Consider the following 22,840-nt stretch of genomic DNA (forward strand, 5'->3'; position numbering starts at 1 on the left):
CACAACAAAAAATATGAGTTTCGTCGGATTATTTCTTTCGGGAGCAGTTTTATTTCTAAATGGTTTGATGCTAACAGGCAAAGCAGAAGCAAAAAGTGTTGGGGTCTTTAATCTGTTTGTAGGCGTCATACAAGTGATTATTCCGTTTTATTTACTTATGGTTTCGGATCAAAATCATTGGGACTTATATAGTAATGGCGTGATCTTTTTATTTGGTTTAACCTTTTTGTACGTTGGGGTTACCGCGTTGAAAGGACTTGATGGCAGGGGACTCGGTTGGTTTAGTTTATGGGTGGCGATCATAGCGGTTGTCTATACGTTAACATCGATCATCCAATTCCATGATGCCGTTAGTGCGATTACATGGGGAATGTGGGCTTTTCTGTGGTTTTTATTCTTTTTGTCCAATTCACTGCAAATGAAGATTGACCATTATCTTGGGAAGGTTGCTATCATTCAATCATGGGTCACACTAACGATCCCGGCCTTATTGTATTTTTTGGGTATATGGAATACACCTGTTGTCAATCAAATATGGCTGATTGTTTTAATCGGATCCATCGTTTATTTTTGCCTGGGTTTATTTAAATTTAGGTTATTTATTCCGTTTGCCCATACAGAAAAAGAATAAAGAGACAAAGTGGCATAAACCTTTTGGGTGTATTTTTTTGGCAAAATGCAATGGTTCAAACAAAAGCCTTGCACAGTTGAAATCGTGGGATTTTTTTACTGTGCAGGGCCTGTTTGCTTTTAAGGCCAATAATGGTTCTAGAAAATCAAATGCAAATAATCAGTCAATGATTAAAGCTTCCAAGAAGGGAAGTCATTGTCTTTTTGGTTTTCATATTCCTTCATCCTGGAGTATGGGTTTCCTAGCTTGCTCACAATGGCCCCTTGAGGGCTCGATGGTGCTTCAGTACCTTTTAGTTCCTCTAATTGATTCGTTGCAAACATATTGGCAATAACAGCCAACCCTTCAATAGTGTCCATTAATTCAGGATTGTCATTGTTGTACTTTCTCGCAATGGAGTAAATGTAATCTAGTCTATTTTTGATCATCTTCAATGTATCGATATCGAACTTTACTTGTCCGTTTATCATATTGTTCCACTCCTTATCCTTAACTTTATGCGAAGAAACTGAATCTGGAACAATAAATTTTAATTGTCCTATTTCGGGCCAAAATTTCTAAAAAACTTCCTACGAAATGAAATACAAATTTTATCGCATTTTTGTTTGAAAAAGGGCAATAAAAATATTGACAATAAATAATTAGGGGTGATAAAATAATAAGTTTGATATAAAAAATATATGTGATATAATAAAGAGGATTTCAAATTTCGGAGGTGTTTAGTTGTTTCAAATTGGTGATTACATTGTTTATCCAACACAGGGTGCCGGGGTTATTGAAGCGATAGAAGAGAAGGAAGTCCTCGGTGAGAAACGGCCATACTATATAATAAAAATGAAAATTGTTAAAATGCAGGTTATGATTCCGCTTGGGAAAGAAAAAAATGCACGGATTCGTATCGTCTCAGACGATGATACACTCGAAGAAGTAATGGACGTATTTCATTATGGGGAAACCAATACAAAACTCTCAATGAAAGAACGATACAAAATTAATACCGAAAAATTGAAAACCGGCGTAATGAAAGATGGAGCGGAAGTAGTCCGTGATTTATTGCGCATAAATAAAAAAAAGTCGCTTAATTCAAGCGAAAAACAGATGCTCGAAAGTGCGCGGAAGATCTTTATTGGTGAACTTGGTCTCATAAAAGGACTCACTGATCATCAGGCAGCCGATATGTTAAATGACCAGGTCAGCTAATTTCGTACTTAAGAGAGTCGAACCTGCTCTCTTATAATCAACATTAAATAATACAATACATCTTATTCTTCATTTTCCTCACTCAATTGAACATTTCTACAAATTTTACAACACGTTTACTTTTCACAAGATGTTTTTTTATAGCGTTAATAGGTTGACTTTAAGGCTAGGCGGTCCGTTGGTGATGATGAAAGCTGAAGGGAGGAGAAACCAATGTACGAGGTAGAAGGATTCCAAAGTATCGACTTTGCGGAATTAATTCGTAATGTAAATGAGTTTCTAGGCACATTAGAGGACGGTAAACTGATTGATATCAAATACAATGCCACGCCTCTAGACGTTAGTAGTCATACGGAATACGGAGTTTATCCAGATTCAAAATATACGGCATTGATCATATTCAAAAAATAACGGCTATTTTTAAAAATGTGCCAGGCACCATCCCAATTATGGGGAGGTGACTGGCACATTTTTTTTGATTCATTCATGTTTCAAATCAAGCCGCTGATAAGTGGTGCACTGAGCCGCTCTGCAGCTCAAAATGGGGGTTTTAGGGTTGTGAATAGTGGTATAAGACGCTACTGGATGGTTTAGTTTATTTCATAACTAAAGCGATGCTCTAATAGGGCACCGCTTTTCTGTTGTTTACTATTTTTAAAAGAATTTGTTAATCATCGAATGGAGTATGAACTCCTCCTAATTTAATTATAACATGAAAATAATGGTTATTACAGACTGTTTATTTTTAATGCCTACTGCTAAAATCAATAGAACATAAATGGTTAGGGGGAGATGTTGATTGAGTTCTTTCGTTCTCGGCTTTCAGGAGGTCGAAAATACACAGCTTTTGCTCGTCGGCGGAAAAGGGGTACATTTAGCGGAATTATCAAAAATTCAAGGAATCAAAGTACCAGAAGGATTTTGTGTGACAACAGTGGGATTTCGAAAAGCCATTGAACAAAACGCAACGTATCAAGCTCTATTGGACCGACTGGCCATGCTAAAAGCAGAGGACCGTGAGCAAATCGGTGAGATCAGCAGGAAGCTTCGACAAATCCTTTTGGAAGTGGAAATTCCTTCGGGTGTTGTGACAGCAGTTACTCATTCTCTCTCCCAACTTGGTGATGAGGATGCATATGCAGTGCGTTCTAGTGCCACTGCTGAGGATTTGCCATATGCCTCGTTTGCCGGCCAGCAGGACACCTATTTAAATATCATTGGTAAAGAAGCCATCCTGCTGCACATCAAGAAATGTTGGGCATCTCTTTTTACGGAACGAGCAGTCATCTACCGAATGCAAAATGGGTTTGACCACAGACAAGTTTTCCTATCCGTTATCGTTCAAAGGATGGTGTTCCCACAAGCTTCAGGGATTTTATTTACCGCTGATCCGGTTACCTCAAACCGAAAGGTCCTATCCATCGATGCCAGTTTTGGGCTTGGGGAAGCACTGGTCTCAGGCTTGGTCTCGGCTGATTGTTATAAAGTTCGGGAAAATCAAATCGTAGATAAGAGGATTACAGTCAAAAAGTTGGCGGTCTGGCCGCGAAAAGACGGTGGAACAGAGACACAGACAATCAATCTTTCACAGCAAAACACGCAAACACTGACTGACCAACAAATACTTCAACTAGCTCGCATCGGAAGACAGATCGAGTCTTATTTTGACTGCCCTCAAGATATCGAATGGTGTTTGGTGGATGATGCATTTTATATTGTCCAGAGCAGGACAATCACTACTCTTTTCCCAATCCCTGAAACGAGCGATCATGAAAACCGGGTTTATATATCTGTTGGTCATCAACAAATGATGACAGACCCCATCAAACCACTGGGATTGTCTTTTTACCTGTTAACAACTCCTGCACCTATGCGTAAAGCTGGTGGGAGGTTGTTTGTTGATGTCACACATCAACTAACTTCACCTGTCAGTCGAAACATTTTATTAAATGCCATGGGACAACACGATCCGCTCATGAAAGACGCACTTATGAACATCATTGAACGTGGAGATTTTAAAACATCATTACCAAATGATAATAAAACAGTACCGAGTCCCAAGAGAGGCAATACTGACAACCTGGCACAAATCAAAAATAATCCATCCATCGTTTCTGATTTGATAAAACGTAGTCAAACATCCATAGAAGAGTTAAAACAAAACATCCAAAGTAAAGCAGGATCCGAATTGTTTGATTTTATTCTAGAAGATATTCAGGAATTAAAGAGGATTTTATTTGACCCACAAAGTTCAGCCGTATTTATGGCGGCTATGAATGCTTCGACTTGGATCAATGAAAAAATGAACGAGTGGTTAGGTGAAAAAAGCGCAGCAGATACGATATCTCAGTCTGTACCAAACAATATTACTTCGGAAATGGGTTTGGCGCTATTGGACGTTGCCGATGTAATTCGTCCCTATCCGGATATAATTGATTATTTACAGCATGTAAAAGATGATACCTTTTTGGATGAACTGGTGAAATTTGAAGGTGGAAGGGAAGTCCAAGTAGCGATCTATGATTTTCTCAATAAATACGGAATGCGCTGCAGTGGAGAAATCGATATGACGAAAACGCGTTGGAGCGAGAAACCAACCACACTTGTCCCTATGATTCTGGGTAACATCAAAAACTTTGAGCCTAATGAAGGGCATCGCAAATTTGAGCTAGGGCGAAAGGAAGCGTTGAAAAAAGAACAGGAGTTAATAGAACGATTGAAAAGTTTGCCTGATGGTGAACAAAAGGCGAAAGAAACAAAGGAAAAGATAGACCTCATCCGGAACTTCATTGGATACCGGGAATATCCAAAATACTTCATGGTGAATCGCTACTTCATTTATAAGCAGGCACTGTTAAAAGAAGCACAAAAACTCGTGCAAGCGGGTGTGATTCATGAACAAGAAGATATTTACTATCTCACTTTTGAAGAACTGCGCGATGTCGTAACCACAAAGAAACTAGGTGACCAGACCATCAGCAAACGAAAAGATGAGTACAAATTATATGAAAAATTAACTCCACCACGCGTGATCACGTCTCACGGTGAAATCATTGCTGGTAAGTACAAACGGGGAAATCTCCCAGCACAAGCGATTGCGGGTCTACCTGTTTCATCTGGCGTGATAGAGGGACGCGCTCGTGTCATCTTAAACATGGAAGAAGCTAATTTAGAAGAGGGAGATATATTAGTCACCACCTTTACCGACCCTAGTTGGACACCGTTATTTGTATCGATAAAAGGCCTAGTTACCGAAGTGGGCGGGCTGATGACTCATGGAGCCGTGATTGCACGTGAATATGGCTTGCCAGCGGTTGTCGGAGTAGAAAATGCGACCAAACTGATAAAAGATGGGCAACGAATCCGCGTGCATGGAACAGATGGCTATATCGAAATAGTGTAATGTCTAAATAAAGTGTCAGGCACTCTCCAGAAAATGGGTGGTGCCTGGTATGAAGATCGATATTTAACTTGTGTTCAACAATCGGACCAGATTGTTGAAAAAGCTATTTGCGTAGAAGAGCCATTATGTGCAACGTTTCGTCGAATAACAAATAAAAGCTGAATCTAAAGTATTACCTGTTTTAAAGATCCTATCTGATGATAGGTTTTTTTATTAAATCCTCATAGCCATGTCACAAATCCCTCTCCTATTTCGTCCCTATGTGTGAAAGATAAAACAGGTTGAAAATGAAAAGGAGGCATATTTGATGGCAAATATTCATTCATCTTCCAAGGTTGGCTTTGGTAGAAGGGTAGCATTCAAGCTGGCTCAATCGAAATTGATGGGTAAATTGATCGAGAAATACCCCAAATTTATTGATCGAATCAGTATGAAAAGTATGAAATTGGGCAGTGAAAGGAGTGGAGATGTTCCCTGGACTCCATTAAAAAGGCCGATTGAGGAAAGTCGGGTGGCTCTCATTACCACGGGAGGCATTATCCTGAAAAGCCAACCCCCATTTGACTTGAACGATTCCAAGGGGGATTGCTCCTATCGTGTGATTCCCTCAGATACACCCTCAAGTGAAACGGTGATCAGTCATTTATTTTATGATCATAGCGATGTAAAGGTTGATTTGGAAATCATGTTCCCCTTAGCCACTCTACACCGCTTGCAACGGGAAGGTAAAGTAGGGAGTATCGCTCCGCGTCACTTCAGTTTTCAGGGAGGAATTCATGATCCCTCTCCGTTGGTTGAAAAAACAGGACCAGAAGTTGCGCGCAGTCTTGTGAAGGACCAGGTGGATTTGGCCATTCTGACTCCTGCCTGAAGCCACTGTCATCGGTCCGTGGGACTGATCGCACGAGAATTGGAAAAACAGGGAATAGCGACAATCACAGTAACCCTGTTACCAGAAACGACAAATGCTTTGGGAGTACCCCGATCGATTTATTTCCCCAACAAACTTGGGAGTCCGATCGGTCGTGCCAACAAAAAGGAGGAACAGTACTCTGCTTTGTTACAATGTTTGGATGCATTGGGCAAAGCAAAAAAAGGGGAGATGATCACCGGGACGAGATGAAACAATCTCGTTTCAACGGATAGAATAGCCCTATTGGGCTGAAATTTATGGTAAAATATAGAAAAGAGTGTAATGCAGGGTGCTCACAAACAAAAGGGTGTGCTTTGAATGCCGGACGGCTCTAAATCTAAACATCTTCCACCTGATGATGATATGACCAATATGGCTGATATAACCGAAGTTTACTCTTCTTATAAATCGGCTCTTTTTTCGCTTGCTTATCGTATGTTGGGAAGTGTGACCGATGCAGAAGACATCGTACAAGAAGCTTTTTTGAATTTGAATCAAGTTTCTTTGCATTCGATTCATCATGTGAAAAGTTATTTATGGAAGGTCACAACAAACCTTTGCATTGACTTCCTGCGTTCTGCCCGAAAGAGGAGAGAAGTGTATGTCGGTTCCTGGTTACCGGAACCGATCATTAACGGAAAGGGGGCGGATCCGGCAGACAGGGTGATTGCCAATGAGGAGTTATCCATCGCTTTTTTACATCTACTTGAAAATTTAAATCCGGTGGAAAGAGCGGTATTCCTTCTGCGGGAAGTTTACTCTTATTCTTACGATGAGATTGCGCAATTAATAGGTAAATCTCCTGATAACAGCCGAAAAATCCAAAGCAGAGCGAAACAAAAAGTCGGCGATTTATCCCCCAAAGAGGGGGGAGATAGGAATAAAAAAGAAGAAACTGTGCGTGACTTTATGGAGGCAGTTCAAAGCAACAACACCGAAAAACTTTTGTCCGTTTTATTAGATGACTTCACTATTTATTCCGACGGGGGAGGTAAAGTGAAAGCAAACTTGCGTCCTATCTTTGGAATTAAACGAGCCGTCGCCGCTTTAAAGGGTTTCAACAGTAGAATCCCATCCAATTTGATTGTCATGGAAGCGGATGTGAACGGACAACCGGGAATTATTTTGAAGGCGGACGATCAAATTTTTTATGTATTGGCATTTCAATTCGATGACGATAAACTTTCTGCTTTATACAACATAGTTAATCCAGATAAACTGAAGCATTTGAAAAAAAGCTGAAATGACAGTGGGAGTGAATCATTGAAAGTCCGTTTTGTGAAATACATGAACCGCATTAGGGGTTGAATGGGGTAAAGACAAAGCAAAGTTGAAGCTAATACTGAATTTTCCTTGACCCTAGCCCATCACCGACGTAACAAACACTTCTGTGACCTTTAGGACTTTCCGCTGAACAATCCCACCCTTCTTTTTATCATGATCAGCAACATCTGGTCCACTGTCAGTTTTTCCATTTCATAGAGCGATCACAAAATTTAAGAACGAATCACCTAGGGAATGGCTTCTATTTTATTCTTCCACTATCGGGCGCTTTTCTTTAATAAGAGGGCGTCTTTTTGTAATGCCTCAACACATTTAAGAGATTAAATCTTGTTAGGGTAATGAAAAGATTGTGAAGATTTCTATTTAAACTACCATGAAAATTAAACTTCTGTGAGATCCGAAAAATCGCAATACTTAAATAGACGCAGCTCATTCATCTTTTTAAAAAGGGTGGAGCGTCTGATCTTTGGTGTTTTTAATTTGTTTAATGGATTAGGAAGCTTCTGTTATTGTAACCGTATAGCCTAAGTTTTCTAGTCTTCGAACCGAATGGCGGACAATTGATACCTGTCTTTGCTTATCAAAGTAGTCTTCACCTAAGTCTACATACATTTCTTTTCTAGTTAATAGGTAATATGCGATCCGCAATATCGCATGGGCAACTACAATAGCTGCTCTTTTATTGCCTTTTCGTCCTGCTGTTCGTCTATACAACGCACCAAGATAGTTTTTTGAACCTCTCACTGATTGAGCTGCTTCAGTTAATGCTGATCTTAAATACTTATTCCCCTTTTTAGATCTAGTGGACTTTCTTTTCCCTGCGCTTTCGTTATGACCTGGTACGAGAGCTGCCCATGAACAAAGATGAGCGGCAGTTGGAAATTGACTTTTAACATCAGTGCCGATTTCAGCTAAGATTTGTTCAGCCATTCTTCTGGCTATTCCAGGAATAGAATCTAGTCTTTCAATATCTTCTTCATACGAGTTAACACGTTCTGCTATCTCTTGATCTAACATTTCAATTTGGGCGGTGAGAAAATCAATGTGAGCTAAAATCGTTTTGAGCATTAATCGTTGATGTGGATTAACATAGCCCTGAAGTGCTAATTCAAGCTCTTCTTTTTTCTTTTTCATCGTACGCCGGGCGAAATTTGCTAGTTTTTCAGGATCCTCTTCACCATCCGCGATAGCTCGAAGCATATCTTTAGCTGACACGCCCATAATATCAGATACAACTGATCCAAGTTTGATATTGGCTCCTTCTAAAACTTTCTGAATTCGATTATGTTGTCTAGCGCGTTCCTCAATAATACTGCGGCGATAGCGAACTAGTTCCCGTAATTCCCGTTGAGTACGATTCGGAATAAAACTAGCTTTGAGAAGACCATGGCGAAGGAGTTGCGCAATCCACTCTGCATCCTTTACGTCGGTCTTACGACCGGGGAGTGCCTTCATGTGTTGGGCATTCACAACTAAAAACTCTATTCCTTCAGACTCTAATAAGTTAACAATAGGTTTCCAGTATACACTTGTGCTTTCCATGGCAACGTGAGTACAAGAATTCTCCTTGATCCAATCCAATAACTTTAATAGAAAAACAGTCTTTGTGGAAAACGTTTGGACCTCCTTTCCATCGGGTGTCATAATACAAGCAGTGATATTGTCCTTATGGACATCTAAACCACACGCTCTTTCAATGATTACGTCCATTGAAAATCTTCCTTTCTAGGCAAAAAAAGTTGGAGGGCTGGTGCAACAATCAGAATAAGGATTAATCTACCATGAGTGCTTCCCGCAAGGGAGCGACAGTTTGTGATGCACCGTGGTCGTTGGAGTCAGACTATAGGATGGGCTCTAAGGCACCATAGTTTATCGACCTTCCTCTCCCAGCCTTAGAACAAGTATGGACGGATTCAATACATTTTCATTCTTTGTGGTGAAAAGCTGATTTTTGGCGATTCATGGATGGCTATAGGGGGCATTTCTTTAATAGAGGTGAAGTTTGTGAAATATACTTGTCCTTGTTGTGGGTATAAAACATTAGATGAAGAACTACCAGGAACATATGATATTTGCGGTATTTGTTTTTGGAGTTCAATATATAGACCCTGATTATGAAGGTGGTGCAAATGGGGTTTCATTAAAACAAGCACAACAAAATTTTATTAAATTTGGGGCTTGTGATGTAGGCAGTATTAGGTTTGTAAGACAACCAAATCAAGAAGACACTAAAGACCCGAACTGGAAGCCGTTATGATTATGTACATTATTCAAGTAACGGAGGCGTCCCTTTAAGATCCGGCTGCCATTACTGTGGCCATTTTTATTCAATGAAAGGGGCAGTTAAGTTTAAGAAGGAAACAGTTGATATAATATCGTATTAATTAAATATCGATTTTATGGAGGATATATAATGAGTAAATATAGTGAAGGTTATTTATGTAGATGTTGTGGAAAGTTTCACGATGAACTCCCTATGAGTTATGGTAGTCCTGTTCCTGACTATTGTTACCATATACCATCAGAAGAGAAAGAAAAACGGATAGAAATGAATGATGATTTGTGCATCATCGACGATGAACATTTTTTTATACGTGGATGTATTGAAATTCCTGTAAAAGACGGAGAAGGACCGTTTATTTGGGATGTCTGGGTTTCGTTAAGTGAAACAAATTTTAATATTACCAATGACTATTGGGATGTGGAAGGAAGAGAAGAAAAACTGGAACCGATGTTTGGCTGGTTATCAACTGATATTCCTTGTTATCCCGAAACAATAAATTTAAAAACAAATGTCCATACTCGTTCATTAGGAGAACGACCTTACATTGAGTTAGAACCGACCAAGCATCCCTTAGCTATTGAACAAAGAAAAGGGATAACAATGAAGCGTATAAAGCAGATTGCTGAAGAGCTCTGTAATGAGGAGGAACAATAATACCCCATTCTTCTTCAACTAAAGGCAGATTAGCTGAAGAAGGAAATAGAAAATAAAAGTAGAATTTATTTTTAAGGATTGAATTTGTTATGCCGAGTCAGAATAGTTAAACAACGATTGATTAATTGGGAGTTAGATGATGAGAAATCATAAAAGAAATAAAGACGGCTTTTTTAAAGATACCCTAATTGAGTTTATATTTGAAGTGGTTTGGAATATCTTAATGTTTATACCAAGAATGATCATTCGCTTAATAGGAAACATTTGGTGAAGCAGTTAGTCGAAATAGAGCTATGAGGGCGATTGCAAAAAACAGCTGTCTTTCTGGCAGCTTTTTCTTATTAAGCTAACGAAGCAGTTACATTAATAAGTCAATTGGATCTTTGTAGGAAAGTTAGTTGTTTAATTTAAGTTGCGTAGTAGTTTAATAAGAGGACACAAGGTAGGATAGACCAATTACTATTATGATAGGGAGCGTATTATTTTGGATCGAATTTATTTTGTAGATAACCCTTGGTCTAATGGTCATCGAATCATCAACTTTAAGTGGAGTGCACATTTTAAATATGAAGAAGAGGAAGAATTGAAAGAAAGAACAGGATTGTATTTTGATTTACATCTGAAGACTGCGGAATATTATGAAGAAGATTTAGATGAGGCTGAAAGCGAAGAATACGAAGGAGTAGACGATTGGCACGCTAAGATTGTATGGGGCAACTATCATAGTTGTACCATGTCATCTCAATACTGGGATAATAAAGGTTTTCGTGTAGGAAGTGATGAGGCACCATTTGACTTAGAAACACTAGATGGGAAGGAATATGCAATTGACTATTTATCCAAGGATAAACAGGAAAACTTGGATCTAGATTTGACTGCATTTGATGTTTATTTGCTCGGTCACGATGCAACAGCCTTTCATAATATTAAGTTTACTAAGGTAGAAGACCAGTCTTATCAAATTGATTGGAAGGGTAAGGTGGCTCTCGTTTATACAGGTGATTACGAGTTCAGATATGATTTTCATACATTAATTTCATCTACGTCATTTAGCGGTATTACTATTCCTGATGAAATAACGGATGATAGGGCCTATGAACTTCTAGAGCGCTTCGTTAGTAAACCAACATTATTTAAATTGCAGAATGATAATGGGAAAAGAAAATTTATACTTAAATAATGAGATGGCATATGTTACTTATTTCTTACAAGGCAGAGTAATAGGGGTTATTAAATAAAAACGTTTAAGTGGTTACTATTATCCGAAAATTACCAGGATTGTGAAAAATATTTTTAAAAAATGTGGTTGTCAATTACAAATTGAGTTAATAAATGAGGCGTTAATATATGAAGTTAATAAATGGGGGAAGTTGATTGTCCACTGAAATTCTTAAACAAAACAAAAAAAGCTGGGATAAAGTAGCACATCATTTTAATGGGAAGGATGCATTACCTAGTTATGGTCCTTTTGCACAAACTGAAGACGAGATAGGACTCTTTGATGAAATAAAAAATAAAAAAGTTCTTGATATTGGTTGTGGAAGCGGTCATTCATTGAGATATATGGCAGATAAAGGTGCCAGTGAACTTTGGGGTATTGATTTATCGGAAGCTCAAATTAAAGCAGCAAAAGATACTATTAAGGATGTAAAAGTCAATTTATTCTGTGCTCCGATGGAAGAAGACATTGGGATACCTAAGCAATACTTTGACGTGGTTTATTCGATATATGCTATTGGATGGACGACAGATCTTGCTGCTACTTTTAGGCTTATCCATTCTTATCTGAAGCCTGGTGGATACTTTATATTTAGTTGGGATCATCCTCTCTACGCTCATTTAAAAAGTCAGAACGGTCAAATCTATCTTATTGGTTCTTATCAAGATGAAGGGGTTATTAGATATTCCAACTTTAAGGGAGAAGATGCACCAGTTGTAATTCCTAAAAGAAAGATGGCGACTTACATAAATGAGCTAATAAGAGCAGGTTTTACAATTGAGTCTGTCATAGAAAGTGATGTTTCAACTGAATTTGAAACAGTTGGTGAAGAAATATCTAATCGTTATTATTCTCTATACAAGGCAAGGAAATTTCCGACTACTATGATTATCAAATGCATTAAAGAATGATCCTCCTTTTGAGTTGGCAGTTTAGTTCAATAAGAGATGCGGAAATTATGATAAAATTTATAAACTATGGTATGCCATTTATATGGGGGCGTAAATTGCTAAAAAAATTAGGGGGTTTTTACTTTATAAATTAAGTAATATTTCTTGTTTACATTTAATATCAACAACTGGTAATGAGGGATTTTATCGAAAACTTGGATTAAAAAAGCTGAAAACTGGAATGGCAAGGTATTCAAATGCAAATCTAAATGATGAGTATTTGGAGTAATTTTTCTTGTTCAACTATCGGGTGCAAGAGTTAAAGATCGGGCTGTCAATACGGCAGCCTTTTTTATTGAACGGGCAGTATAGTTAAAGAGTGTTGTTTAACTTGTGTTCAACAATCAGGCCTGACTTGTGAAGTAACAAAAAGCCCAATTTCTCATATTCAATAAATTGGGCTTTTAAATAATGGCATTTTCTGACGCGAGCCCTAATAGGTCATCTTCTATCGTAACTTCAATGCTTTCCTACCCTCGCTTCCTACTGTGTGTTCTTCATCCCTGAAATAGGTGACGATAAAATCTCGAAATGCAATCGCTGCCTGTGATAAATAACGATCTTTCTGCCAGGCTATCCGAAAAATCCTTTCACCTGCAGGATCTTCGATTGGCAGTTTCACTAAGTTCAGCTCCTCTCCACTTTTACAGCCACCGACAATGGAAACACCAAATCCAGAACGAACAAGTTCTACGATACTAGCTGGATCTTCTGTTTCACACACCATCTTCGGACGAAAACCCGCTTTATCACAAAGGTCATCATTCATAATCCGTAAAGGAGAATTTTCTTTGTATCCAACAAAAGGTTCAGCTGATACTTCACTAAGGTTAATTGCTTTGCTGTTTGCATATTTATGTCCGTGCGGCACAGCGAGATAGAGCTTTTCCTTTACCAATGGAATTTCACTGAATCCTTCTTGTTGAATCGAAAACGAAGTTAAATAGAAGTCTACCTCATGGTTTGTTTCTATGTTCTCAAAATCCTCCATAGACGATTGAAACATCCGGAAATTAACCTCTGGATGTTCAGCCAAAAAGTTCTGCAAAGGTTCTCTAACCTGTTCCATATTCATAACTGCCAGGTAAATACGACCTTGTTTTAAGCCTGATAGATCTTCTACTTCTCGACACCCCTCTTCGAGCAAATGGATTGCGGCCTTCACTTTTGCTTCAAATGCCTTTCCAAAAGGATTCAAACGAATTTGCCTTGCTTTACGATCAAACAATGGTACCCCTAAGTCCTCTTCCAAGCGCTGAATCGTTCTACTTAAGGCAGGTTGGGCGATATGAAGTTCTTGTGCGGCTCTAGTCATATGTTCTAATTTAGCCACGGTTAAAAAATACTTAAGTTGTAGAAGTTCCATCCAGTTTTCCCTCCTATTCATTACATTCAGTATATGCACATATAGCAAAACATGTATTTTTGATTATCTATTTTCAATTATATAATGAAGGTAGCTAGCCAACAACAGTACTGCTATACATGGGAGGAGGTAAACAGTTAGGTGAAGTGATACATGGGGAACAGTACCTACAAACGTGATAGAATCAACAATCGAACTAATTTATAGCAATCTTTATTTGATTCTCTCGCTTTCATATGTAGGCTTGATCTTGATTTACATCATTAGATTTGGATATAGAACACCATTGAGTTATCAACAAAATTAACATAAAAAAATTTAAGGAGCTGATGAAAATGAAGGCAGTAGCTTTTCATTCACCAGGAACACCGAACGTATTGCAAATAATGGAATTTGATCCTCCTGTTCCGGGGATTGGGCAAGTTCGAGTAAAAGTAAAAGCAGCCGGCGTACAGCCCGCTGACTGTGCGATTCGAGGGCAAGGTTTTAGTCCACCAGGAGTGGAAATCCGATACCCTCAAATACTAGGAAATGAATTTGCTGGTATCATCGACGTGGTTGGTGATGGGGTTGAGAGCTTTTCTGTTGGCAATGAAGTTATTGGTTGGTCTCTTCTATTTAGCTATGCTGAATATGTGGTCGTCCCAACATCTCAACTCGTTAGAAAGCCTAAAAATATGCCATGGGAAGAAGCTGGTGTACTCACCGCTTCAGGGCAGACTGCTCATACGGCACTGCAGGAACTCGGAATCAGTAAAGGAGACACCGTACTTATAAACGCAGCTGCAGGAGGAGTTGGAACGTTCGCCGTTCAATTAGCACGAGCATGGGGTGCAACTGTGATAGGTACTGCAAGCCCACGTAACCATGACTACCTGCGCTCATTAGGAGCTATTCCAGTCTCATATGGAGAGGGACTTGTTGAACGAGTACGCGAACTTGCACCTAAAGGGGTCGATGTTGCCCTTGATGCAGCAGGCGAGGAAGCCCTACGAGCCTCTGTAGAACTTGTACACGACAAAAAACGGATCGGTAAAATCGTTGCTTTCGATCTTTCAGAAGAGCTTGGAACCATTCCGATCCGTAGTAAGCGAAGCGTATCAAGGTTATCCGAACTCACCAAGATGTACGAACAAGGGCTGCTTCGTGTTGTCATTTCACAAATATTTCCATTACACCAAGCTGCAAATGCTCACAGAGCTGTAGAGACCGGTCACGTTCGAGGGAAAATTGTCCTCACTGTGGATTAGAAAGTTAATACGATACGAGGAGGAGTAATATGAAAAAAATAAATATTGGCATTATTTTAGGAAGCACACGTCAAGGTCGTGTAAGCCCACAAGTCGGAAAATGGGTAAAAGAAATAGCTCAGCAACATGAGGACGTTAATTATGAAATTCTCGATATAGTCGACTATAATTTGCCATTTTTAGGAACGGGAACGGGGAAAGAACGAGGGATCATTGCCTGGAAAACAAAGCTTTCCAGCATGGATGGATTCGTCTTTATCGTTCAAGAGTACAATCACAGTATAACCGGAGCATTGAAAAATGCACTCGATTCAGCATATGAAGAATGGAACAATAAAGCAGCAGGAATAGTAAGTTATGGTTCTACAGGCGGGGCTCGTGCCGCTGAGCATTTACGCGGAATCCTAGGGGAATTATCAGTCGCGACAGTTAGCGCCCATCCAACCTTATCCATTTTTACCGATTTCACAAAATCTAAAGTGTTTAAACCTGCTGACTATCATACTAATTATGTCGCCAAGATGTTAGATCAAATCCTATTATGGAGCCGGGCTCTAAAAACAGTAAGGAAATTATAGCTACACTGAACATAGTAGAGCATGTTAAAAATATGTCTTTCTTTGTAGGCAATTGGGCGCAAGTTTTGAATAACTTAATGCTCCTGCTAGTATAGAATTGGGTCCTTAATAGAAGCACAGAAGTATAAAATAATCAAACTTTTTCATAAGAATTTTCTGGCATAAAAAATATATTAAGAGCCTGTTTTGATCAATCTTTTTTTCAAAAGCAGGCTCTGATTTTTGCTAAATTGGGGTTTGAGGGTATATTTTCATCAAACTTCATTTTAAACCTGTATAAACAACAGGATAGTTTGTTTATTATCAAATAATCAAACATGGAGCTTATTATTCAAATAACGGATGCTTCTCTTTAATAACGAGATTTTCAGCAATAGGGCGCGAGAACTTGGACGGGAACCAGTGACCGCGAATTTAATCTTCAGAGGTCTATACGAATAAAAGCAATGTGTCGCTAAAAGGGGCGTTAATCGAAGAAAGATTAACGCTTTTTTTGTTAAAGTTATTAAGATAACTGGCAGTTTAGTTTAAGAAACACAGTGTAAATTCGGTATAATTGACAATATAAGTAATATATGTCTTGTTTTAGGGGGGATTTTTTGAAAATAAGGTCTATGGTATTTATTTTCTTGTGTATGTCTTTTTGGGTTGTAGGGTGCTCAACAACTGTAACAGTTGAAAGTAGGATAATTTTACCCAAAGGTATTCCTGATTTTGTTAAGGTAAATGATTTTGAAACAATTAATTGGGACAGAAAAGCTGTTGAATTTGGTGATAGAGGAAAGGCAGTGTAAGAAGGACTTGTTTTATATAGTAGCGAATTTAGGAATCTAAAAAGTTAAGGAGGCTACTTTATTGAATCCCTAAAAATGGCTCAATTAATTGATTTAGATGATATAGTAAAAATTGATGAAGAAGTAATCGGTAACATTAGCAGATGTGAATTTATTAAGAAATCCATTGAAGAAGAGAGATGTATAATTGCTAATGATAAGGATCTTATCGTTGGTTTTTTAATATTTGATACACATTTCTTTGACTGTAACTTCATTTCACTGATAATTACTAAACCAACTGAAAGACGAAAAGGATACGCTACATCACTTATTGAGTATTTAATAAACATTTCCCCAACAAAGAAAATTTTTTCCTCAACCAATACATCAAATATAAGAATGCAAGAAGTTTTTAAAGCAAATGGATTCATCAAAAGTGGATATGTTGAAAATTTAGATGAAGGTGATCCTGAGATAATTTACTTTAAATCTAAATAAGTTCTTGTTCAACGGATGCGAGAATTAAAGATCAGGCTTGTAGCCATTTTTTATTGAAAGGGCAGGATACTTGAAGAATAATGTTTAAGATTGGAGAAATAAATTTCTAATAAAATGAAAAAAGGTTGAATTAGGGATATTTGTTGTGATTTTTATGGTGATAGAAATGAGCTAATTGTAGTCAGATAATGTAAAAAATGAGGTTCCTCTCAAAAATAATAATTAAAAAAGCATTCAGAGAACTGATCCTTGAATGCTTTTCTCAACTTTTATTTAAAGTGAATTTCCTGTATGCGTCCAATCTGTCCATTTGTAAGTCTGACTTTGATACCGTGGGGATGGGTGCTTGATTTGGTGAGAATATCTTTCACGATGCCCCTGGTAAGCTTTCCCGTTTTTTGATCCTTTTTTAAAACAATATCAACAGCTATGCCTGGTAATACGTCTTTCCGATTTTGTCCGTTCATTATACACCCATTTTTCTGCGGGTATTGCTTGGCTTTTTCGTTTGCTGGCTTTTCATTTTTTTTGTTGAAAGGTCGGCATTCGCTTTTCCTTTATCAGAGTATGTCTGGTTCTTTTTGTTTTCAAGCTGCTGCTTCATTGCCTCTTGTAGGCTGATTTTCTTTTTTTGTGCTTCGGATTGATTATTTTCAGTCATAGGAATTTCTCCTTTTTGAATATGATGGTTAGTCCATTATAGTCTATTTTCGTTTTTTTGTGAAAGAACATCGAAAGAAAATTATGGTTTTCTATGTTAAATAATTTAAATCATTGTTACGATTCGAAGTAGGAAGAAATGAAAAATATAAAGTCTAATGAGTGGTTCAGAAACTATTTCCTTATTCGACTAACGGGGCAGATTAGTTAAAAAAGAATTATACAAGTGATGCGGAGAAAACAATGGATATGTAAAATGCGTTGGGATAATGGCTGGCTATCAGTGATTAGTTAGGCAATTCTCATTTTTATTTTCGCCGAAATTAAAAAGAGATGAAACAAATGAGCGAGTTGTTCGACTAATGAGTAGTTAAAGAAGTGGGGAGTTTAGAAAAATGTCCAACAGCAGGATAAGTGATTGGTTTTACCAATACAGCAATGATGTCTATCAGTTTTTGATTTATTACTTGGGCTCGGTTGATGTAGAGGATTTGGTCCAAGAGGTTTTTATCAGAGCCATAAAAAATGAAGATTCATTTCAGGATAGCTCCACCCCCAAAACTTGGCTTTTTAGTATCGCTAGGAATTTGGCCATTGATGAAATTCGAAGAAAACAAAGAAGAAGAATCAAAAACCTACTTTTAAAAGAAAAACAACGGCCGTTTGACGATCAAACTCCCGAAAAGATTCTTGAACTAAATGAAACAAATCAACAATTGTTCCAAGCTATTCAGAAATTAAATAGGAATTATCGGGATGTGATTGTTCTACGTGGGATAAAAGACCTGTCAATCAAGGAAACAGCTGAGATTTTAAACTGGAAAGAAGAGAAGGTCAGGCTCTCCTACCATCGGGCAATAAAGGCTTTACAAAATGATAAAGGGAGGTTTATGTAATGTCGGAGAAACACGCTGAAATTCAGCAAAAGTTAAAAGAACTCCCCCACCCCGTCCTGACAACTGAAAAGCAGGAGCAAATGCTTAATCACATTCATATTTTCTCAAATAAATACAATAAACAAAAAAAGTGGGAGAATGCTATGAAAAAATTATATTTAGGTGCGGTAACAATAGCGGCAATAATCCTTATATCAGTTCTGACCTTTAATCAAATTCCTGATAAGAATTCTAGTCCAGGAAGTATACCAGAACACAGTACTCAATCACAGCCAGGAATAGTATCCAAATACATAGATCCTCCCGGATTAACTGTTCACCAAGTGGCTATAAACGATCTTTATGTGGAGATTCCCTTTCAAAAACAAGATGTAAGAATCACGAAGAGAACCACAGACAAGTACATCTTTGTTGACATCAAGGATAAAGAATCTGGGAAAGCCTTGTACACTTACGGTGAATCAATTGGTCACGATAAGGAAAAGCTGTTTTTTCGTCAAATTCAAACAAAAAAGGGTAAGGTTCTCCTACAAATGTTTGTAGAAATTGACCCTATTAACTATTTAATTACGAAAGTCAATAAAACGGAAGCAGTATATGATCCGCAGCCAAAGAAAATTGAAACGGAAATGATTAATTCCGGATCGAGGTCAGGAAAGTTTCCAGCTGAAAACGTTGAGTTATTGGCGAATGTCGGTCTTAATTGGGGAAACGACGTTCAAAATCTGTATGAAGGCTATGTAATTGGTGTAATCAACAACTGAGGACTCAAAGTGGAAGATTGTATGTTTGTCTTCCGCTTTTTTGTTATTGAGCTAACTGGCAGTATAGTGGAAGAAGGATTTTAAAATTTACAGACAGAATTATTTGATGTGAAGAAAAGGGGGAGGAATAGAATTGAATCATGATTTTTATCGCTCATTATTTCCTACATTAGCTACCCACACACATCTAGCTAGTTGTTCCCAAGGTGCATTGGCAAAGTCTGTTTCAAAAGCTATTGAGGAATATCATAATAGCCTACTTCTGTTAGGGAGTAATTGGAATGAAGCGATAAGTAAAGTAGATGAGACTAGGATGAAATTTGCTGAACTTATTGGAGCCGAAACAGATGAGGTTGCTGTATTATGTTCTGTTTCTGATGCTATTTCTGCTATTGCAACTTCCCTTCCTTATCAGCAAGAGAAAAATAAAATCATATTTACGGATATAGATTTTCCAACTGTCGGTCATATATGGTTTGCACAAGAACCATTTAAGGATAATATTTCCGTAATTCGTTCTTCCAATGGCGAAATACCCCTAGAACAGTATGAAAAGGAAATAACCACTGATACGCTTATTACGTGTATTCCCCATGTTAATTATTACAATGGATATAAGCAAAACATTAGAGAGATTGCTGCTATTGCTCATAGAAAAGGCTCACTTTTATTCGTCGATGCTTACCAATCAGCAGGACATATTCCGATTGATGTGAAAGAGATGGAGATTGATATATTAGCAACGGGAACTCGTAAATATATGCTAGGAATTCCTGGCGTAGCGTTTTTGTATATAAAAAAAGAACTAGCAGAGCAATTAAAACCAAGAGTTACTGGATGGCTGGGACAAGAACAAGCATCTTCATTTAACATTCATAATCCTGTTTTTGCAATGGGGGCTCGTCGATTTGAAACAGGTACACCTTCTTTTATAAGTGTTTATGCGGCTTATGAGGCACTAAAATTGCTACTTGAGGTTGGGATAAGTTATATTGAAACCCATTTAAAAGAGCTAACCCAATTCACCATACATTATGGAAAAGAAAAAGGTTTACATCTCATTGGACCATTATCTACTGATAATAGGACGAGCCTGATGTCTTTTCATGTTGCAAATGCATCGAAAGTGGAAGCCATGTTAAGAGACAAAAAAATTATTGTTTCTGCAAGAAAAGATGTAATAAGAATTGCCCCTCATTTCTATAACATTAAAGATGAGATAAAATGTGCAATAGATGAGCTTGTAATCTTAACAAATGGGGATTAAGCAAAAACTTACTCAAACAAACCTGAATTAAGGATTGCTTTGTTATTCCATTATAGGGTGCTTTAGCGGAACATGGATTGCTTAGACAACTCTTTTATCGAACGGGTGCTTTACTTCAATAAGGAGTAGTTCTTCTTATTAAAGTAACGGAGCAGGTTAGTGGAAGAAAGGAAACCTTTTCCTTTCTATGTAGTATAAAGGGTAACAAAAAATAATTATGTTTTGGGAGGGGTAAAGATGGATTACGGATTAATGGTTATTGGTATAGCTCTATTACTTGTGTCGTACTTAGTAAGATTAAAGGGAGTTGTACCCTCATGCAACGGATAAAATTTATGATTAAAATGTTCCTGAATGAACCTTTGTGGTTCAAAATACTAATTTCTATAACTTTCCTTGCTTCAATTATTTTAAGCAATTCATTTTTTTCAAATCATCCTTATTTACGAAGTTGTTCCAAATTAGCTGCGGCTATCTTCTTTTGTGCTTATGCTATTAAATTTAGGAGGAATTTTAAAACGGCTTTACTCTTCTATGCTGTTTCTGTAATATGTATTTTCCTATCTATTAGGTCATTATTTTAGTTTTATAATAGATTGAAATAAGCATATAAAAAAGATGAAAATTAATAGACCTTCTTTAACGGGGGCTATAGTTGAATAAGACTATACTACGAATTACCACTACCATATAATTGGAAGTGGTATTTTTTCACCTTATTTCAACATTAAACTTTAACAGAGCATTTTAATTTAAAAAAAGAGTAGCAGTTCAGCCACTCCTTTAACATTTTTTTATTTATCATAATATGCTTTGGTATAAAAAATCTTTCTAATGTCGAAAAGATATTCTTAAAAGAAACTGAAAAATTTGTTAAAATGAATATTGTGTGATTTTAAATATAAGGAAGGAATTGCTTATTTTGAATAAAGAAGTTTTATATAAAAATTTAAACTGCGAAGTCATTTGGAACTATGGAAACGGATTCTATGAAATTAGTTGTCTAGGTGAAATTATTTTAGTTCATGAATCCGAATTAAGTATGTAAATACAATGAGCAATTTTTAATTTTCTTGCAACTGTTTATATGTTATTTCAGAAAAATGTACCAGTTTCACACGATTATAAGTATTTTCTTCATCCTCCACAATTTCACAGTAACCAGATGCATACTGAATAAGTAAGAAATATTCTTTTCCTTTATAGATAACAGGTATCCTTTTCATCTAGAACACTCCTAATCATAATTTACCTAATTTTCTGAATCTTACCATATATCCATTTCAAATGTCTATTGGGAAAAAAGAAAGGTAAAAAGAGTGACATATAAAGCCACTCCAAAATAGTAATTAATTTTGAATTGAAGTTAAAATACCCTCATCAAAGTATAGGTAATTACCATTACCATACACCCATTGTTCATGTGTTCCATAATTAGTAATTTAGATTAACTAAATTCGCAATATAAACATTGTTTCTTATTCGACTAACGAGCTTTGTTAAAGAAGGAATATATATGAAAATGGTATAATAAGTAAATTGGTAAATCTTAACGTCTAACTATTAATTAGAGAAAATGTCTATCGGAATGAACAAAGTAAAAAGTTTAAACTAAAATAATCGAGGGGGGTTAAAAAATATGAAACAATTGGGGACGCTATACTTTTTCTGTGGAAAAATGGGAGCTGGAAAATCAACTAAATCAAAACAAATAGCGATAGAAAAACAGGCGGTACTGTTGTCTGAGGATGAATGGCTTTCATCTCTTTATCCCAATCAGATTACATCATTTGATGACTATCTCAAATTCTCAGTTCAGCTCAAACCCTTAGTGAAAAAGCATGTCCAAAACATATTAAGTGTCGGTATAGATGTAGTAATGGATTTTCCGGGCAACACTCAAAAACAGCGGAAGTGGTTGTTGGATATCGCGTCAGAGGTCAATGCAAGCCATCAACTAATTTTCCTTAATCTAAATAACGAGCAATGCTTACGTCAAATTGCACAAAGGCGTGACGAACAACCCGAAAGAGCAGCTTTTGACACTGAAGCGGTGTTTAATCATGTTACTAGTTTTTTTGAAGCACCAGAGGCATTCGAGGGTTTAAATATTTTAGAGTTTAGCGGAAAAGAATAACAAGAGTCAATGATTCTTGTGTATAGAGTACCTTTTGTTCTGGGAGGTGCTTTATATGATAATAAAGGAAATGTGAGTAAGAAAAGTTTCAATGTATATATGTTAGAATC

23 protein-coding genes and 2 pseudogenes are annotated in these 22,840 nt (G+C 37.2%); 18 read left to right on the forward strand and 7 right to left on the reverse strand.

Features of this window, described 5'->3' with window-relative positions:
• The first annotated feature begins 13 nt into the window (after positions 1-13).
• Complete coding sequence (locus AR334_RS00580; RefSeq protein ID WP_066303781.1) at positions 14-631, forward strand: AmiS/UreI family transporter; 618 nt, start codon at positions 14-16, stop codon at positions 629-631.
• Positions 632-801: 170 nt separating this feature from the next.
• On the opposite strand, the gene AR334_RS00585 is transcribed toward AR334_RS00580, so the two are convergent.
• Positions 802-1,101 carry a hypothetical protein gene (locus AR334_RS00585; RefSeq protein ID WP_066303783.1) on the reverse strand — a complete coding sequence of 100 codons (300 nt, stop codon included), beginning with the start codon at positions 1,099-1,101 and terminating at the stop codon, positions 802-804.
• A 253-nt stretch (positions 1,102-1,354) separates the two neighbouring features.
• Here AR334_RS00585 and AR334_RS00590 point away from each other — a divergent pair, with 253 nt between their 5' ends.
• The 5 genes from AR334_RS00590 to AR334_RS00610 all read left to right on the forward strand — a co-directional run bounded on the left by AR334_RS00590 (position 1,355) and on the right by AR334_RS00610 (position 7,389).
• Positions 1,355-1,831, forward strand: coding sequence for a CarD family transcriptional regulator (locus tag AR334_RS00590; RefSeq protein WP_066303785.1), 477 nt, complete (start codon positions 1,355-1,357; stop codon positions 1,829-1,831).
• 213 nt (positions 1,832-2,044) lie between these two features.
• Positions 2,045-2,242, forward strand: a complete 198-nt coding sequence (locus tag AR334_RS00595; protein WP_066303790.1) for a sporulation protein Cse60 — start codon at positions 2,045-2,047, stop codon at positions 2,240-2,242.
• A 388-nt stretch (positions 2,243-2,630) separates the two neighbouring features.
• Positions 2,631-5,234, forward strand: a complete 2,604-nt coding sequence (gene ppsA / locus AR334_RS00600; protein ID WP_066303791.1) for a phosphoenolpyruvate synthase — start codon at positions 2,631-2,633, stop codon at positions 5,232-5,234.
• Between the two features lie 307 nt (positions 5,235-5,541).
• A complete protein-coding gene (locus tag AR334_RS00605) occupies positions 5,542-6,105 on the forward strand; it encodes a glycine/sarcosine/betaine reductase selenoprotein B family protein (protein ID WP_066303792.1) in 564 nt (187 codons plus the stop codon).
• A 360-nt stretch (positions 6,106-6,465) separates the two neighbouring features.
• Entirely contained in the window at positions 6,466-7,389 is a 924-nt protein-coding gene (locus AR334_RS00610) for an RNA polymerase sigma-70 factor (protein ID WP_066303794.1), read from the forward strand.
• A gap of 106 nt (positions 7,390-7,495) precedes the next feature.
• On the opposite strand, the pseudogene AR334_RS30200 reads toward AR334_RS00610, so the two are convergent.
• Together AR334_RS30200 and AR334_RS00615 are read right to left on the reverse strand one after the other, a co-directional pair.
• Positions 7,496-7,602: pseudogene (locus tag AR334_RS30200) on the reverse strand (DUF4256 domain-containing protein); the annotation flags it as partial.
• Positions 7,603-7,923: 321 nt separating this feature from the next.
• Positions 7,924-9,141 carry an IS110 family transposase gene (locus tag AR334_RS00615; RefSeq protein WP_066303796.1) on the reverse strand — a complete coding sequence of 406 codons (1,218 nt, stop codon included), beginning with the start codon at positions 9,139-9,141 and terminating at the stop codon, positions 7,924-7,926.
• A gap of 294 nt (positions 9,142-9,435) precedes the next feature.
• On the opposite strand from AR334_RS00615, the pseudogene AR334_RS00620 reads away from it, so the two are divergent.
• From AR334_RS00620 to AR334_RS00635, 4 genes and pseudogenes are all read left to right on the forward strand, one after another.
• Positions 9,436-9,688: pseudogene (locus tag AR334_RS00620) on the forward strand (CPCC family cysteine-rich protein).
• A gap of 156 nt (positions 9,689-9,844) precedes the next feature.
• On the forward strand, positions 9,845-10,369 hold the full coding sequence (locus AR334_RS00625) for a DUF2199 domain-containing protein (RefSeq protein ID WP_066303800.1): 525 nt from the start codon (positions 9,845-9,847) through the stop codon (positions 10,367-10,369).
• Positions 10,370-10,853: 484 nt separating this feature from the next.
• A complete protein-coding gene (locus tag AR334_RS00630) occupies positions 10,854-11,549 on the forward strand; it encodes a hypothetical protein (protein WP_066303805.1) in 696 nt (231 codons plus the stop codon).
• Between the two features lie 194 nt (positions 11,550-11,743).
• Positions 11,744-12,499, forward strand: a complete 756-nt coding sequence (locus tag AR334_RS00635) for a bifunctional 2-polyprenyl-6-hydroxyphenol methylase/3-demethylubiquinol 3-O-methyltransferase UbiG (protein ID WP_066303807.1) — start codon at positions 11,744-11,746, stop codon at positions 12,497-12,499.
• A gap of 487 nt (positions 12,500-12,986) precedes the next feature.
• On the opposite strand, the gene AR334_RS00640 is transcribed toward AR334_RS00635, so the two are convergent.
• Positions 12,987-13,904 (reverse strand): LysR family transcriptional regulator, encoded by a 918-nt coding sequence (locus tag AR334_RS00640; RefSeq protein WP_066303808.1) that lies wholly within the window; start codon positions 13,902-13,904, stop codon positions 12,987-12,989.
• 335 nt (positions 13,905-14,239) lie between these two features.
• Here AR334_RS00640 and AR334_RS00645 point away from each other — a divergent pair, with 335 nt between their 5' ends.
• The 4 genes from AR334_RS00645 (at position 14,240) to AR334_RS00660 (ending at position 17,006) form a co-directional block, all read left to right on the forward strand.
• On the forward strand, positions 14,240-15,154 hold the full coding sequence (locus AR334_RS00645) for an NADP-dependent oxidoreductase (RefSeq protein WP_066303811.1): 915 nt from the start codon (positions 14,240-14,242) through the stop codon (positions 15,152-15,154).
• Between the two features lie 29 nt (positions 15,155-15,183).
• Positions 15,184-15,732 (forward strand): NADPH-dependent FMN reductase, encoded by a 549-nt coding sequence (locus AR334_RS00650; RefSeq protein ID WP_066303813.1) that lies wholly within the window; start codon positions 15,184-15,186, stop codon positions 15,730-15,732.
• A 599-nt stretch (positions 15,733-16,331) separates the two neighbouring features.
• On the forward strand, positions 16,332-16,526 hold the full coding sequence (locus AR334_RS00655; protein ID WP_066303826.1) for a hypothetical protein: 195 nt from the start codon (positions 16,332-16,334) through the stop codon (positions 16,524-16,526).
• A 60-nt stretch (positions 16,527-16,586) separates the two neighbouring features.
• A complete protein-coding gene (locus AR334_RS00660) occupies positions 16,587-17,006 on the forward strand; it encodes a GNAT family N-acetyltransferase (RefSeq protein WP_066303827.1) in 420 nt (139 codons plus the stop codon).
• A 269-nt stretch (positions 17,007-17,275) separates the two neighbouring features.
• On the opposite strand, the gene AR334_RS00665 is transcribed toward AR334_RS00660, so the two are convergent.
• Together AR334_RS00665 and AR334_RS00670 are read right to left on the reverse strand one after the other, a co-directional pair.
• Entirely contained in the window at positions 17,276-17,473 is a 198-nt protein-coding gene (locus AR334_RS00665) for a YwbE family protein (protein ID WP_066303828.1), read from the reverse strand.
• Positions 17,473-17,667, reverse strand: coding sequence for a hypothetical protein (locus tag AR334_RS00670; protein ID WP_066303833.1), 195 nt, complete (start codon positions 17,665-17,667; stop codon positions 17,473-17,475). The genes AR334_RS00665 and AR334_RS00670 overlap by 1 nt, the downstream gene beginning before the upstream one ends.
• Before the next feature lie 394 nt (positions 17,668-18,061).
• Here AR334_RS00670 and AR334_RS00675 point away from each other — a divergent pair, with 394 nt between their 5' ends.
• The 3 genes from AR334_RS00675 (at position 18,062) to AR334_RS00685 (ending at position 20,593) form a co-directional block, all read left to right on the forward strand.
• Positions 18,062-18,562 (forward strand): RNA polymerase sigma factor, encoded by a 501-nt coding sequence (locus tag AR334_RS00675; RefSeq protein WP_066303835.1) that lies wholly within the window; start codon positions 18,062-18,064, stop codon positions 18,560-18,562.
• Entirely contained in the window at positions 18,562-19,326 is a 765-nt protein-coding gene (locus AR334_RS00680; protein WP_066303837.1) for a hypothetical protein, read from the forward strand. Before AR334_RS00675 ends, AR334_RS00680 begins: the two co-directional genes overlap by 1 nt.
• A gap of 133 nt (positions 19,327-19,459) precedes the next feature.
• Positions 19,460-20,593 (forward strand): aminotransferase class V-fold PLP-dependent enzyme, encoded by a 1,134-nt coding sequence (locus tag AR334_RS00685; protein ID WP_066303841.1) that lies wholly within the window; start codon positions 19,460-19,462, stop codon positions 20,591-20,593.
• Positions 20,594-21,657: 1,064 nt separating this feature from the next.
• Here AR334_RS00685 and AR334_RS29265 read toward each other — a convergent pair.
• The gene (locus AR334_RS29265) at positions 21,658-21,819 is read right to left on the reverse strand and encodes a hypothetical protein (protein WP_156431134.1); all 162 of its coding nucleotides are present in this window, start codon (positions 21,817-21,819) and stop codon (positions 21,658-21,660) included.
• A gap of 413 nt (positions 21,820-22,232) precedes the next feature.
• Between AR334_RS29265 and AR334_RS00690 the strand changes: the two genes are divergently transcribed.
• Complete coding sequence (locus AR334_RS00690; protein WP_066303842.1) at positions 22,233-22,730, forward strand: ATP-binding protein; 498 nt, start codon at positions 22,233-22,235, stop codon at positions 22,728-22,730.
• Positions 22,731-22,840: the final 110 nt, after the last annotated feature.

This window comes from Bacillus sp. FJAT-29814 (genome assembly GCF_001510715.1).
Taxonomy (GTDB): domain Bacteria; phylum Bacillota; class Bacilli; order Bacillales; family Cytobacillaceae; genus Neobacillus.